Annotated in this window: 11 protein-coding genes; all 11 read right to left on the minus strand. The window is 69.7% G+C overall.

Going from position 1 to position 12,500, the window contains the following annotated elements; genetic code table 11:
- Positions 1 to 22: 22 nt before the first annotated feature.
- The 11 genes from PSR88_RS15250 to PSR88_RS15300 are packed head-to-tail and all read right to left on the minus strand — an operon-like array spanning position 23 to position 12,384.
- The gene (locus PSR88_RS15250; RefSeq protein ID WP_016882181.1) at positions 23 to 1,279 is read right to left on the minus strand and encodes an ATP-grasp domain-containing protein; all 1,257 of its coding nucleotides are present in this window, start codon (positions 1,277 to 1,279) and stop codon (positions 23 to 25) included.
- Positions 1,276 to 2,595, minus strand: coding sequence for an MFS transporter (locus tag PSR88_RS15255; protein ID WP_016882180.1), 1,320 nt, complete (start codon positions 2,593 to 2,595; stop codon positions 1,276 to 1,278). Before PSR88_RS15255 ends, PSR88_RS15250 begins: the two co-directional genes overlap by 4 nt.
- Positions 2,592 to 3,341: a hypothetical protein gene (locus PSR88_RS15260; RefSeq protein ID WP_016882179.1), complete on the minus strand. Its 750-nt coding sequence runs from the start codon at positions 3,339 to 3,341 to the stop codon at positions 2,592 to 2,594. Before PSR88_RS15260 ends, PSR88_RS15255 begins: the two co-directional genes overlap by 4 nt.
- Positions 3,338 to 4,258: a branched-chain amino acid transaminase gene (locus PSR88_RS15265; RefSeq protein WP_016882178.1), complete on the minus strand. Its 921-nt coding sequence runs from the start codon at positions 4,256 to 4,258 to the stop codon at positions 3,338 to 3,340. The genes PSR88_RS15260 and PSR88_RS15265 overlap by 4 nt, the downstream gene beginning before the upstream one ends.
- A complete protein-coding gene (locus tag PSR88_RS15270) occupies positions 4,249 to 5,520 on the minus strand; it encodes a GNAT family N-acetyltransferase (RefSeq protein WP_016882177.1) in 1,272 nt (423 codons plus the stop codon). Before PSR88_RS15270 ends, PSR88_RS15265 begins: the two co-directional genes overlap by 10 nt.
- Positions 5,517 to 6,743, minus strand: a complete 1,227-nt coding sequence (locus tag PSR88_RS15275; protein WP_016882176.1) for an acetyl-CoA carboxylase biotin carboxylase subunit family protein — start codon at positions 6,741 to 6,743, stop codon at positions 5,517 to 5,519. Before PSR88_RS15275 ends, PSR88_RS15270 begins: the two co-directional genes overlap by 4 nt.
- Positions 6,740 to 7,816 carry an Ldh family oxidoreductase gene (locus PSR88_RS15280; RefSeq protein ID WP_016882175.1) on the minus strand — a complete coding sequence of 359 codons (1,077 nt, stop codon included), beginning with the start codon at positions 7,814 to 7,816 and terminating at the stop codon, positions 6,740 to 6,742. The genes PSR88_RS15275 and PSR88_RS15280 overlap by 4 nt, the downstream gene beginning before the upstream one ends.
- A complete protein-coding gene (locus tag PSR88_RS15285) occupies positions 7,813 to 9,303 on the minus strand; it encodes a GNAT family N-acetyltransferase (protein WP_016882174.1) in 1,491 nt (496 codons plus the stop codon). The genes PSR88_RS15280 and PSR88_RS15285 overlap by 4 nt, the downstream gene beginning before the upstream one ends.
- Positions 9,300 to 10,622 (minus strand): KamA family radical SAM protein, encoded by a 1,323-nt coding sequence (locus PSR88_RS15290; protein ID WP_016882173.1) that lies wholly within the window; start codon positions 10,620 to 10,622, stop codon positions 9,300 to 9,302. Before PSR88_RS15290 ends, PSR88_RS15285 begins: the two co-directional genes overlap by 4 nt.
- On the minus strand, positions 10,619 to 11,629 hold the full coding sequence (locus PSR88_RS15295; RefSeq protein ID WP_016882172.1) for an AurF N-oxygenase family protein: 1,011 nt from the start codon (positions 11,627 to 11,629) through the stop codon (positions 10,619 to 10,621). Before PSR88_RS15295 ends, PSR88_RS15290 begins: the two co-directional genes overlap by 4 nt.
- Positions 11,626 to 12,384, minus strand: a complete 759-nt coding sequence (locus PSR88_RS15300; protein ID WP_011595652.1) for a TauD/TfdA family dioxygenase — start codon at positions 12,382 to 12,384, stop codon at positions 11,626 to 11,628. The genes PSR88_RS15295 and PSR88_RS15300 overlap by 4 nt, the downstream gene beginning before the upstream one ends.
- Positions 12,385 to 12,500: the final 116 nt, after the last annotated feature.

Here is a 12,500-nt window from a genome sequence, read left to right on the forward strand (position 1 = left end):
TCTCGGCGGAGCATCCGCGCGATCACACCGTCACCGTGTTCGCGGGGGCCACGCGCACCTGAAATTCGAGGCGTGACATGGCCTCCCGGGCGGCGTCGAGCGCCTGCTCGGCGGTGTCCCCGACCGCGCGTGCGTATGCGACACGCGAATCGGACGACTCCAGGACGCTGACCGCGCCGCCCGGGCGGACCAGGAGTTGCGCGTCGGTCACGCCGTCGACGTTCCGGGCGTCGTCGATGCCGCTGACGTCAGTGAGAACACCCGCGACGGGTGCGGCGGCGAACCAGATCGCGGAACAGTGCGCGGGCCGCTCCACCGCGAGGACGGCCCGGATCCCGGGAAGGACCTTCTCCCCGATGGTCTGCCGCACGACGCATTCGGCGAGGTCCACGCCGGTGGCGTCGACGGCGAGGGCCGGTATCTCGTCGCCGCCCATCCGCACGTGGGTTTCGATCACCCGGGGACCGGTTGGGGTGAGCACGATCTCGGTGTGGGTTGCACCGAACTCCACGCCGACTGCGTCGAGCACACTCGTCACGTACGTATGGATCCGTTCTTCCTGTGTCGTGGAGAGGGCTGCCGGTGCCACGTGCCCGAGTTCGACGAAGGTCGCCGGGTCGGAGAACTTGCGGGTGACGGCGACGATCTGGTGTTCGCCGCACTCCGAGAAGGCCTCCACACTGAATTGCGGGCCCTCGTGGAACTGCTCCACGAGCACCCCGCTGGTGGTCAGGCCGTCGAAGTCGCCCCCTGCGCGCGCGTACGCCGCAGCCAGTGCGCCCTCCTCCCGAACCACGGCCACTCCGGCACTGCCCGCGCCGCGCACCGGTTTGACGACGCACGGGAACCCGTGCTCGAACGCGAAGGTGCGCAACGCCTCCACGTCGGCGACGACAGCTGAGGCGGTGGCGTCGACGCCGGATTCGCGGAGCGCGGCGCGCATGGCGTTCTTGTCGTGGACCGACGTCACGGTGCGGCGTGAGTGGGTGGACAGGCCGAGGGCCTCCCCGATCGCGGCGCAGCGATCCTGGTCGCGTTCACCGAACGTGGCGATCCGGGTGAACGGATGCTCCGCATGTGCGGCCGAGGCCAGGGCGATCCATTCCTCGTCCGGCGCATCGTGCCGCACGGCGATCACCCGCGAGTGCTCGGTCAGACGGCGAAGCTTGGCGACGAATTCCAGTCGGCAGATCACCGAGGTCTGTGTGCCGGGGAGGGCGTCACGGACCCTGCCCGGGAGGTCGCGGCCGCTGCCGACGACGAGGACGTGTTCAGTCATTTCTTCACCTCGAGTAGCGAGAAGGGAGATAGTGCAGGATGGTCGCCGGCCGGGAGTTCCTTCGTCCGTGCGCGTTCCGCGAGACTGCGACGCGCCGCCGTCCGGGAGACCAGAGCCGCGGCCCCGAACGTCCCGGCCAGGACGGGCCACGCCAGGAGACCGGCCGGCAACAGGACGACGACCAGAACGGTGGGGCCGAGCACCTTCTGGCCCGTCATGCCGAGGCTGAACGCGCCGAGATAGCGGGCCACGGCCGGCTGCGGGGACAACTCGGCCGACAGTTCCCAGGCGGCCACGGAGTGGATGTTCTCGGCGATCGACAGTGCCACCACCGCAACGACGACGGCGGCGATCGCCGGGCCGGTGTCGGCAATCTGGCCGACGGCGAGTGCACCGCAACAGAAGGCCATCAGCGCCCCGGTCCACGTCAGGAGTCGGGTCGCTGCGGACGTGCCGTCGGCGAACCGGGCGACGTAGACCTGCAGGACCACGGTCAGCACGGTGTTGACCGCCATGAGCACCGGCACCCACGCGAGCGGCACCGACGTGTACCCGATGACCCAGATCGGGAGTAGGACGATCAGCACGGTGTCGTACAGCGACAGCACACCGTTGCCGACCGTGAAGACCATGAACCACCAGTCGTGGAACGGCGAGCGCACCGCCGTTCCGCCCGGCCCGGGATCAGCGGGGAGAGGCGTGCGTTGCACCACCGTTCCCGTCCTCCGGAGTACGAGCCGCACGGCGAACGCGATGACCACGAACGAGATTCCGTTGCCGAGGAACAGCGCCGTGAACGCGGCGGACGTGCCGGTCACGAAGACGACGCCCGCCAGCAGGAACCCCGCGGTGAGACCCACGTTCCGGATGGCGCGGATGGTGGCCATCGTCCGGGTCCGGTCGCGGCCGCCGATCACCGCCGTCACGACGGCCTGCTGGATCGGGCTGCTCGCCCGGTCGGCCGCGGTGAGCAGCACGGTGAGCACGAGGTAGCCGGTGAAGTCGGATACGAGCGCGAAGCATCCGTATCCGATGCCGCGTACCAGCAGGAGGGCCACGTAGAACCGGCCCGGCCCAACCCGGTCGGCCAGCCTGCCGAGGGGCACCGGGGCGAGCAGCGCGAGCGCACCCGCTGTCGTGGTGGCCAGGGCGATCTGGTTCGCGGTGAGACCGACGACGCCGATGAAGTACAGGGCGAAGGACGCGAAGAACATCCCGGTGCCCAGCGAGTCGATGCCGGCGCCGACGGCGAGCGTGCGACCGGCCGGGCTGTCGGGGAGCAGCGCATCGCCCAGCCGCCGCACGCGGGCGTTCACGGGACGCTCCCCGGCGTCAGGAAGGCGTGCACCAGATCGGCCGACCGCTGCACGTGGGTGGGTGTCGCCGCCTCGGGCGCCGGACGCCGCAGGTGGTTCCAGGCGTACCGGCGGGCCGCGTTGACGAATAGTTCGGCGTCCTGAGCCGACTCGGCTGCCGCGGACTGCGCGACCAGCGCCGCCGCGATGAGGAGACGGCTCATCCGGTCGACCAGCACCCACCCGGCGGCGGCGACGGTCGCGGGGTCTGCCCCCACCCATTCGTGGCGGGTTCTGTCCAGGGTACCGAGCGCATCGTCCACCATCTGCCAGGCCGCGAGCAACCTGCCCTGGGGAGCCGCTCCGAGAAGCTCCCTGGACCGGTGGGCGGCCGCGTCGAAGTGTTCGCGAATCGTCAGCAGTTCCAACGCATGGGTGGTGAGGGCCCAGCAGTCGGCCCGGGCGGTGCCGCTCCCGTCGGCGCGGGCGGTGTCCGCGGCAAGCGAGTAGGCGATGCAGCGCCGGGCCACTCTCCGGGCGCGGCCGTGCGACTGCTCCGGGAGCGCCTTCCACGCCCGGACGGCCATCACGTCGACCACCCGGTCGGCGATCTCCTCGCGACGCGCATTCGCCCATGCGCTGCCGTCGAGCAGGTATGCGGCGCTGGCGAATCCGGTGACGGCACCTTCCAAAATGCCGAGTCCCTCGGCATCCCAGATCGCCGCGACCCGATCGGGTACGGCCGAAGACAGCAGACGCGTGCTCATGCGAACTCCAGCCAGTGCCGGTAGGTGGGCTCACGCCCGCGGACCACGTCGTGGAAGACGTCGCGTAGTTGCTTGGTGATCGGGCCGCACCCGCCCGCCGCCACCGGGCGGTCGTCGACCGACGCCACCGGGACCACCTCGGCGGCCGTGCCGGTGAGAAACGCCTCGTCGGCGACGTAGAGCTCGCTGCGGGTCACGCTCTGTTCCCTCACCGTGATCCCCAGGTCGCGGGCGAGCGTGATCACGGTGTCACGGGTGAGACCGGGCAGGATGTTGTCGCCGACCGGCGGGGTGACCAGCTCACCGTCGCGGACGGCGAAGATGTTCGCGGCGGACGCTTCGGCCACGTGCCCGGTAGAGGTGAGCATCAGCGCGTCGTCGTAACCGGCGCGCAGCGCCCCGAGCTTGGCCAGAGCCGAATTGACATAGGCTCCCGTCGCTTTGGCGAGCGGCGGGACCGAGTGGACACCGTTGCGTTGCCAGCTGCTGACGACGAGTCGGCAGCCTTCCTGGTCTGCGGTTTCGCCGAGGTACGAACCCCACGGCCACGCCGCGATGGCCACCCGGGCAGTGTCCAGCGCGGGCGCGACACCCATCGAGCCGTAGCCGAGGTAGACGATCGGTCGCAGGTAGCCGGAGTCCAGGCCCGTCCGGCGCAGCAGTTCGAGCGAGATCTCGGTGAGCTCGTCCACCGACCACCCGGGGTCCATCAGGTACACCCGTGCCGAGTCGTGCAGCCGTCGCAGGTGGTCGCGAAGCCGGAACACGGCCGGACCGCGGTCGGTCGCGTAGGCCCGGATGCCCTCGTAGACACCCCATCCGTAGTGCAGACTCGGTGTCAGCACATGGACCTGCGCCTGGTCCCAGGCAACGAATTCACCGTCCATCCAGACGGTGCTGGTCGGGATCAGTTCCATTGTTCTGCTTTCGGTTCGGTGGCGGCGGGCCGCCGGGACGGGACAGGGACTGCCGGTGCGCCGACCAGGTCCAGCCGCCGTTCGATGCTGCGCGACTGCAGTGTCAGAGCCTCTCGATACTTGTCGGCGCCTTCACCGCGGAAGGCGAACCAGCCCCAGCGGGGTCGCAGTTCGCAGCCACGGGCGATCTTGGCCTCGTAGGCGGCGAGGCCGTAGTGGACGCGACGGATGCCGTGCTCCACCGCCCACCGCGCGGTCTCGTGGTAGGTCAGTGTCAGGTAGCAGCCACGAATCCCCGGGGTGAAGCCTGCGGTCCTGGCGAACAACGAGTCGAGGGTGCGGAGGTAGAGCACGAAACCCACGAGGCGACCGTCGAGTTCGGCACCGAGCACGACACACGAGTCACCCAATTCTTCACGGACGGCGTCGAAATCGTGTCGCACCCGGTCTTCGCCGCCGGGCAGTCCGTACTTGGCCCGGTGAGCGACCTGGAGGGCGACGACGTCGTCGTCGATCGCCTCGGGGCCCCAGCGGACCACCGTGCGGAGGCCGGCGGCGGTGTAGTCCGCGACCTCCTTGCGGAGCCGGGCGCGACGGCGTTTGCTGAGGCTCGCGACGTACTCCGGCCAGCTGTGGCCGGTCAGGTCCTGCACACCCTCGGCGCCCAGCAACGCCGCCGTGTACCCGGCGCGGGTGGCGGACCCGTCCACGTCGTCGGCGTCGGGGCCACCGACGTACAGTAATGCCACACTGCGACAGCCGAGTTCGTCACCGGCCTGGTCGAGCAGGCCGGGCAGGGCCGCCATGACCGCGCGTCGCTGATCGTGCGAACGGCCGGGCGCGTGCGCGACACCGTGGTGGTTTCCGAACGTGGCGAGCGCCACCGACGGGTACTGATCCTCGCGGGCACCGGACAGCGCCGCGGCCAGCTCGGCCCAGCGCAGCCGATCGGGGTGATCGAGCAACTCCGGTTCGGCCATCGGCCCTGCGGTTCCCGCCAGCCGGGGCGCGTCGTAGAAGAGCAGGCCCCCTGGCCGCGCCGTGATCAGCAGCGGCGCGACCGCGACGGTCCGGCCGTCCGCACGCACCTCGAGGTAACGCACCTCGTGCAGGTCGGTGCGTTCGGTGAACCGCCACCACCGCGCATCCTCCCAAATGATGTCCGGGTCCGCGATGCCCGCGAAGTCGGCGGCGGTCGGGCGGGCGCCACGGGGCAGGACGTGGCCGGTGAACCCGTCGATGCCGGTGTGGGTGGAGGTCATGCTGCGTCCTCGCTTTCGACGCGGTCCCAATCGAATCCGGCGCTGACCTGTTCGGCGGTCGCGATCAGCCGGTTTCCCAGCGCCATGAAATCGGAGTCGGTCACCACCCAGTAGGCCAGGAAGTCCGCCGACTTGCGCTCGTTGTACCGGGCATGGGTCCAGTCGTCCCCGATGTGGGTGTTCAGTGTGAAGTCGTGCACGCCCGGCGGTGCGTCCGGCAGTCGCAGCACCCGGCCCCGGCGCGGCGGCACGCCGTAGAACGCTGCGTGCGGGGCGGCCGGCACTCGGTCCCGGACAGCGTCCAGGTCGATCGGCAGCCCGCATTCCACCCGCGCCCAGAGATGCCGGGGGTCGATGCCCAGGACGTGGCGGAGCATCGTCGGGATCGGCCCGCCGCCGATTCGCGCGGCCACTTCGCAGAGCACGATGTCGCCGCCGGCGGTGACGAAGAACTCGGCGTGCACGCAGACGGTGGGCGGCGAGACGAGTGCATCGACGAGCTGCCAGGTCTCGTCCACCAGGCGCGCGCAGACCGGGTCGGTGGTGTCGACCGACCGGGAGCCGAACGGGGCGTCGGTCCAGTGCTCGAGGCACCCCTGGCCGGTGTAGCGGGATGCGATGGCGGCCACCGGGTCTCCGGCTACGCGGAACGCGTCCACGTGGTGCACCGCGCCGTCGACGAATTCCTCGACTTCGTACGGTGTGGCCGTGACGATGTCGGCGAGTCCGGTTGCCTCCGCGGGCGAATCGAGCACGTACACGCCGGTGGAGCCGGAACCGCTGCGCGGTTTGACGACGACGCGGCCCGGGTTGTCGGCCATGAAGTCGACGATGTCCGCCGGGTGGCGCACGGGCGCGAAGGCCGGGACGAGAAGCCCTGCGGCCTGCGCCAATTCCTTCATCAGGATCTTGTCGCGGTAGGCGCCTGCCGTGGCGGTGTCCAGGCCGGGGAGGCCGAGTTCGCCGCGCAATCCGGCGGCCCGCTCCACGTCCACCTCGGCCAGGGCGAAGACCGCGGTCGGCCGGTGCCGCCGGGCGAGTTCCCGAGCGGCGGCCAGCACGGCGTCGTCGTCGTGATAGTCGCTGACCGTGACGATCTCGGCGAATCCCTCACCCGGATCCGTTCCGGCGGCACAGACCGCCACCAGCCGTCCGCGCATCTCCGGCAGCCACTGGGCGAAGGGCAGCCCGGCGGCGCGCGGGCTGATCAGTGCGAGAATCATCGAGAAGCCTCCTTTCTTGTCACGGCCAATCCGTCGAAAGTTGTTTCCAGCGTGGCGAAAATCTCCGCCGTCCGGGGGTCGAGCGGTATTCCCCGCACCCGCCGTTCGCGCTCGTGGGCGCGTTGCGGATCGCCCGGGGCCACCACCGGTGTCCCGGTGGCGGGCGTCGATCCGCGGACGGTGTCGAGCAGGTCTGCCAACCCTGCCGCGAAGTGCGCATGCCCGCTGAACGCTCCGGGATCGAGGGCGAGGACGAAATGGCCGACCCCTCGGCTTCGGCCGGGCGTTCCCTCACCGACCTGCTCGAGCTGCCAGTCGGGCGGCGACCCGGTCAACACGGCCCCCAGCAGAGTGACCGCCATTGCCAGGCCCTGTCCCTTGTAGCCGCCGAGGGGTGACAGCGCGTACGCCTCGTCGGGTTCCGCGGTGGGCAGCCCACCGCGGTCGGTGGCCCAGCCGCTGCCCAGTGGTCGCCCCTCCGCCCGACGGTGCTTCACCTCGCCGAAACATACCTGGCTGGTGGCCATGTCGAGGGCGAGCCCGTCGTCCCCCGTACCCGCGGCTACGCTGATCGGGTTGGTGCCGAACAGCGGCTCGACCCCGCCGTGCGGAGCGACCCGGGAGGCGGCGGACGTGACGGCGATGCCAATCATCCCCTGCCCGGCCAGGTGCCGGGTGTACACCGACGCCGCGCCGAAGTGGTTGGAATTGCGCACGCCCACCGCCGCGACGCCGAAGGCCTTAGCCCGGTCGGCTGCCAGGCGGGCGGCGGCGAGTCCGGCGAGCACGCCGAGTGCGCCGTCCGCGTCCAGTAACAGTCCGGCCCCACGGTCCCGGACCACGGTCGGGCACGCCGCCGCATTCGCGACGCCGGTCGCGAGTTCGTCCAGGTATTGCGGCAGCAGCCGCAGACCGTGGGTGTCGATGCCGCGCAGGGACGTGTCGACGAGCGCGGCGGCCACCAGATCGGCGTCGTCCTCCGGCACTCCCGCCTCGACGAGTGCGGTGGAGGCGAGCCAGCGGGCCTCCTGCTCGTCGATCAGCGAAGTGGTGTTCGGTGTCTCGTGGATCATGAAGCACTCCAATGCATGAAGACGTGGGGCCCGATGCCCGGGATGTCGAACTCCGGGCCCAGAATCCGGAAGCCCTGCTTGACGTAGAAGCCGGCGGCGGTGGTGCGGGCGTTGCACCAGACCGCGTCGGCGCCGGCCAGCGCGGCGTTCGTGAGGACGGTGCGCAGAAGTGTTGTCCCTGCACCGGTGCCGCGGACCTCCTCCAGGGTGGCCATGCCGCGGAGGCGCCACCCCCGGCCGGGGAGAAGACCCGGCACGGCGTGCGTTTCGGGGGGATCCTCGTGGTACAGCGAGGCCACGCCGACCGGGCGCCCCGCGACTAGGGTGGCGAAGTGCCGGGTGCCGGCGTGCGCGTCCTCGGGGTAGACGCAGGTCTCGGCCGGTTGACCCGGTCGGAGCACGGTGTGGCGGATCGGTCGCACATCGGCAGCGGGCACCGGCCGCACCCGCCAGCCGTGGGCGACCGGATCGGGGAGGTAGCCGGAACCGGGACGATCCGGGAGGGTGACGCGGCCGGCCCCGTCGAGTGTCAGTCCACTGCCGGTGTTCACCGCCAGCAGGTCGATTGCATCGACATCCAGGTGATCGGCCAGTCCCCCGAGGTGGGCCGTGGCCGACACCCCGGCCGCGGATTCGGGCATGCAGCCGAGCATGGTGATCAGACCCCGTTCACGGGCCCGGCGCAGCAGCGCGAGGGACGGGGTGATTCCTCCGGCCTTCATCGGCTTGACATTGATGCCGTCGAACGCGTCGGTGCAGGCGTCCAGGTCCTGCGGCGACGCGATGCTCTCGTCCGCGATCACCGGGATCTGGCTGCGCTCCTTCAGGATCCGGGCGTCGCGCCACGCCGAGCGCGGAAACGGCTGCTCGATCAACTGCACGCCGAGTTCCTGCAGGCCGGGAAGGACGGGGAGCAGTCGGGACAGCTCCCAGCCGCAGTTGCCGTCCACGGAGAACGGTGCGTTCGTATGGCAGCGAAGCTCCTTGACGACGGTGAGGTCTCCCGGATCGGCGAGCTTGATCTTGTACGCCGACCATCCGGGCCGCTCACGGAGTTTGCGGACCATCACCTCGGTCTCGTCGAGCCCGATACTGAAGCTGGAGCGCAACTCGCGCGGACGTTCCAGTCCGAGGGCCTGCCACAGCGGCACACCGAGCAGGCGTGCCCGCAGATCGTGCACCGCGGTGTCGAGGGCGGCCAGGACGAACGGCGAATCGGGAAGCTCCGCGGACAGGGCTCGCCACACGGCGAAGGGGTCGTCGAGACCCAGGTCGATCAGTAACGGCGCAATCCGCCGCAGATCTGCGTGCATCCGGTCCAGGCCGGAGTTGTAGTGGTCGGTCATGAACGCGGATGCCTCACCGAACCCGGCGAGACCGTCCTGCTCCACCTCGACCACCAGGCCCCGCTGCACCGGAATCGCTTCTCTGGCAGAGCGCCACAGATGCCGTTGCGTCAAGCTGATCTCGTGCGCGGTGACCTTCACGCGGTCCCTCCGGTACCGAAGAATTCGCGGTCGCGCGGGCCGTGCGGGCGGAGGTCGTCCCACCACTGCGCGTGCTCGTCGTATTTCGCGAAGAACGGCTTGCCGACCAGGTCCGGCCGGCGTGCCTGCAGGAACCGCAGCGCAAACGCACGTCCGCCGTCGAGGTCGACGACGCCGTCGACCACGACCTTCCCCGGTGACGCCGACATCACCGGACCCCGCGCGGTCCGCCCGAGTCCGGAGACCCGTTGCAGCGCTTCGCGGTAGATGTCGACCGCTCGCGCCAGCGGCAGACCGAAATACGGTCGCGCACCGGTGTCCCGCTCGACGAACATGTAGTAGGGCACGACCCGGTTTCGGACCTGCGCCTGCCAGAGGTCGGCCCACGTTCGCGGGTCGTCGTTGACGTGACGCACCACCGGCGCCTGAGCGCGGAGCACCGCGCCGGTCGACGCCAACCGGGCCAGCGCTGTCCGGGCAGCATCGGTCTGCAGTTCCGCGACGTGCGACAGGTGCAGCATCATCGCGACGTGTTTGCCCGCGGCGGTCAACCGCTCGAGCAACCGCAACAGGTCGTCGGCTTCCGGCCCGGCCAACAGCCGGTACGGCCAGAACGAGACAGCCTTCGTGCCGATCCGGATCGTCTCGACGTGTTCCCGCTCAGGTTCGAGCAGCGGCTCCAGATACGAGGCCAGCAACTCCGTCCGCATGACCAGCGGATCGCCGCCGGTCAACAGCACGTCGGTGATACCGGGGTGCAGGTCGAGGTACCGGGTCATCGCCTCCGGCCCGGACATGGCCATCTTCAGGTCGGGGGTGTCCACGAACTGGGCCCAGCGGAAGCAGTAGCCGCAATAGCTGTGGCAGGTCTGCCCCTGGCGGGGGAACACCAGCAGGGTCTCGGCGTACTTGTGCTGCATGCCCGAACCGTCGATGTCGTCGTGCTGCGGAACATTCATGCTCAGCTGGTCGCCGGGATGCGGGTTCAGCGCGGCCCGGACCGTGTCGACCGCCTGCCGGACGGTGCCCCGATCTCCCTGCGCCACAGCCCGTTCGATCAGGTCGAAGTGCTCGGTCTCGAGCATGTCGCGGTGTGGGAAGGTCAGGCGGTAGATCGGATCGTCGGGCGCACGGCCCCAGTCGATCAGCTCGTCGACGACGTAGCTGCTGACCTTGAACGGCAGCACCTGGGACACCACGTGTGCCTCGTGCCCCAGGGTCGGGTCGCCGGTTCGTTCGGCGACGAGCTTGCGGAGCCGGTCGCCGCTGATCGATCGCGGAGCGAGGGCTGTGCGGGTGTCGAGATCGAGCACGGTCATTTGTCCGTCACCGCCAGGCCCCAGTCGAAGTCGACATCGCCCAGGACATTCATGTCCGACATCAGCGAATACAGCCCGCTGTAGTCGCGCACGAGCCGCGCACCGGACTTCTCGGCCCGCACGTCGGCGAGCATCTTCTCCCATCCGGTGACCTTCTCGATCCGGAAGATCGACTCCCACGTCGAGTAGTCCGTCGCGACGAACGCCTCCAGTCCGGCGACCAGCATGTCCAGGAAGAAGCGGCGCTTGACGGGGTCCAGCACGTCGTACACCAGCTTCGCCATCTCGTCGGAAATCGATGCGTGGCAGTACTCGTCCCGGTTGTGCAGCTTTGCGGTGGTGGAATTGACCACCTGGATGTCGTGATCGTCGGCGAGCAGATCGAGATACGCGTTGATCGAGATCTCGGACACCGTGGCGAAGGCCAGCGTGGTCAGGCTGCGCTGCCAGCGTTCGGCGGCATGGGCCCGCAGCCGACGGTGCGTCCGTGAGGTGTGCGATTCGGGTAACGCGCTGTCGGGGAACGGGTTCCCCCGTTTACGTCTGGTCAGCGCACTCGCATTGATGTGCATCAGGGTGTGATACTGCTCGTCGACCATGGCCTGTGCGAGGGCGATATCCATGTCCTGGCCGCCGAGACCCGGGAACTCCCCGTCCATGACGAGCGCGAACGCCGGGTTGGCGACGCGTTGCTCGGCGATCACCGTGTGCCGGTTGTACGCGATCCAGGCCCAGCTCAGCAGCCGCGACCGCATCGCGTCGGGCATCGCCTGCCACGTCGGATGGTCGCGGAACGGCACGATTCCCTCGGGGTAATCGGCCCGGCCGGCGTCGAACAACTCGTCGAGGTCGGGCTCGTCGCGCTTCACCGTCGACCGTCGGTGCCAATTGCCGGCGAGGCGGCTGATGACGGCGTTCTCGGCTTCGTCGGCGGGGTCGAACGACGGCAGTCCGGGGAGGTGCACCAGCCCGTCGGCGTCGGAGCACTGCAGGTCGTCGATGATCATGCGCGAGTCCGGTCGCCGGCCCAGAAACGGGTGAGGTGACGGGCGCGGTCGGCGTACTCCGAGCGCGCGTGCAGCATGCGCTGGTTGTCCCAGATGAGCAGCGCGTTCTCGGGGATCAACACGCGGGTGCGCAGCTCGTGGAACAGGTCGCTGACGCGATGCGCCAACCTGCGACCGGCCCGGCCGAGCGGCAGCCGGACGTCGTCGACGTCAGCGTCGTGATGCGGGTCGTAGTCGGACGCGGTGAGCAGGTTGTAGCTGAAGCGCAGGGCCGTGCGGCCGGTGTCGTCCGCGTCCAGCATCGTGGTGCGCACACCCCCGTCCGGGCCCGGGAAGGTCAGTTCGGCGTCCGTCATGAGGGCAACCTCGGCCGGTTCCAGGGCGTCGACGAGCCGCCGGATGTCGAGCAGATCGGTGTGGCCACCGCCGCAGCGCGCCTGCCGGTGACAGAACAGCGCCAGGTACGCCGGGCTCGGATCCCAGCCCGGCGCTTCGGTGTGCGCCAGAATCGTGTTCGCGCTCTGCGAGTACGCCCGATGATCGTTGCCGGGACGGTACGTCACCTCGTGGGTGAGGAGACCGTTGTATTGCGGAACCAGATCACCAAGGGAGCCAACCACTTCCGCCGCGGCGATGCGGTCGGGTACGTCGTGGACGACGACGTACCCGTCCTCCTCCAGCCGGGACCGGTCGACACGGCCTTCCACCGTTCTCCCACCTACAGGCGCAGAGACGACATGACAATTCGGCGACATCTATTCCTCCATTCCGAAAACCCGACCGGGATGCGTACCCGTGACTCCGGTCGTTCGAGACCGGGATCGTGATCGGTTTCAAGAATGTGGTCGTGCCGCCACGCACACCAGGCACC

Source organism: Rhodococcus sp. DK176 (assembly GCF_038447315.2).
GTDB classification, from domain to species: Bacteria; Actinomycetota; Actinomycetes; order Mycobacteriales; family Mycobacteriaceae; genus Rhodococcus_F; species Rhodococcus_F jostii_A.

Bases quoted from the DNA above. Each gene is read 5' to 3' on its own strand.
- PSR88_RS15275 (WP_016882176.1), bottom strand. From the start codon at position 6,743: ATGATTCTCGCACTGATCAGCCCGCGCGCCGCCGGGCTGCCCTTCGCC.
- PSR88_RS15260 (WP_016882179.1), bottom strand. From the start codon at position 3,341: ATGAGCACGCGTCTGCTGTCTTCGGCCGTACCCGATCGGGTCGCGGCG.
- PSR88_RS15300 (WP_011595652.1), bottom strand. From the start codon at position 12,384: ATGTCGCCGAATTGTCATGTCGTCTCTGCGCCTGTAGGTGGGAGAACG.
- PSR88_RS15265 (WP_016882178.1), bottom strand. From the start codon at position 4,258: ATGGAACTGATCCCGACCAGCACCGTCTGGATGGACGGTGAATTCGTT.
- PSR88_RS15250 (WP_016882181.1), bottom strand. From the start codon at position 1,279: ATGACTGAACACGTCCTCGTCGTCGGCAGCGGCCGCGACCTCCCGGGC.
- PSR88_RS15270 (WP_016882177.1), bottom strand. From the start codon at position 5,520: ATGACCTCCACCCACACCGGCATCGACGGGTTCACCGGCCACGTCCTG.
- PSR88_RS15280 (WP_016882175.1), bottom strand. From the start codon at position 7,816: ATGATCCACGAGACACCGAACACCACTTCGCTGATCGACGAGCAGGAG.
- PSR88_RS15290 (WP_016882173.1), bottom strand. From the start codon at position 10,622: ATGACCGTGCTCGATCTCGACACCCGCACAGCCCTCGCTCCGCGATCG.
- PSR88_RS15295 (WP_016882172.1), bottom strand. From the start codon at position 11,629: ATGATCATCGACGACCTGCAGTGCTCCGACGCCGACGGGCTGGTGCAC.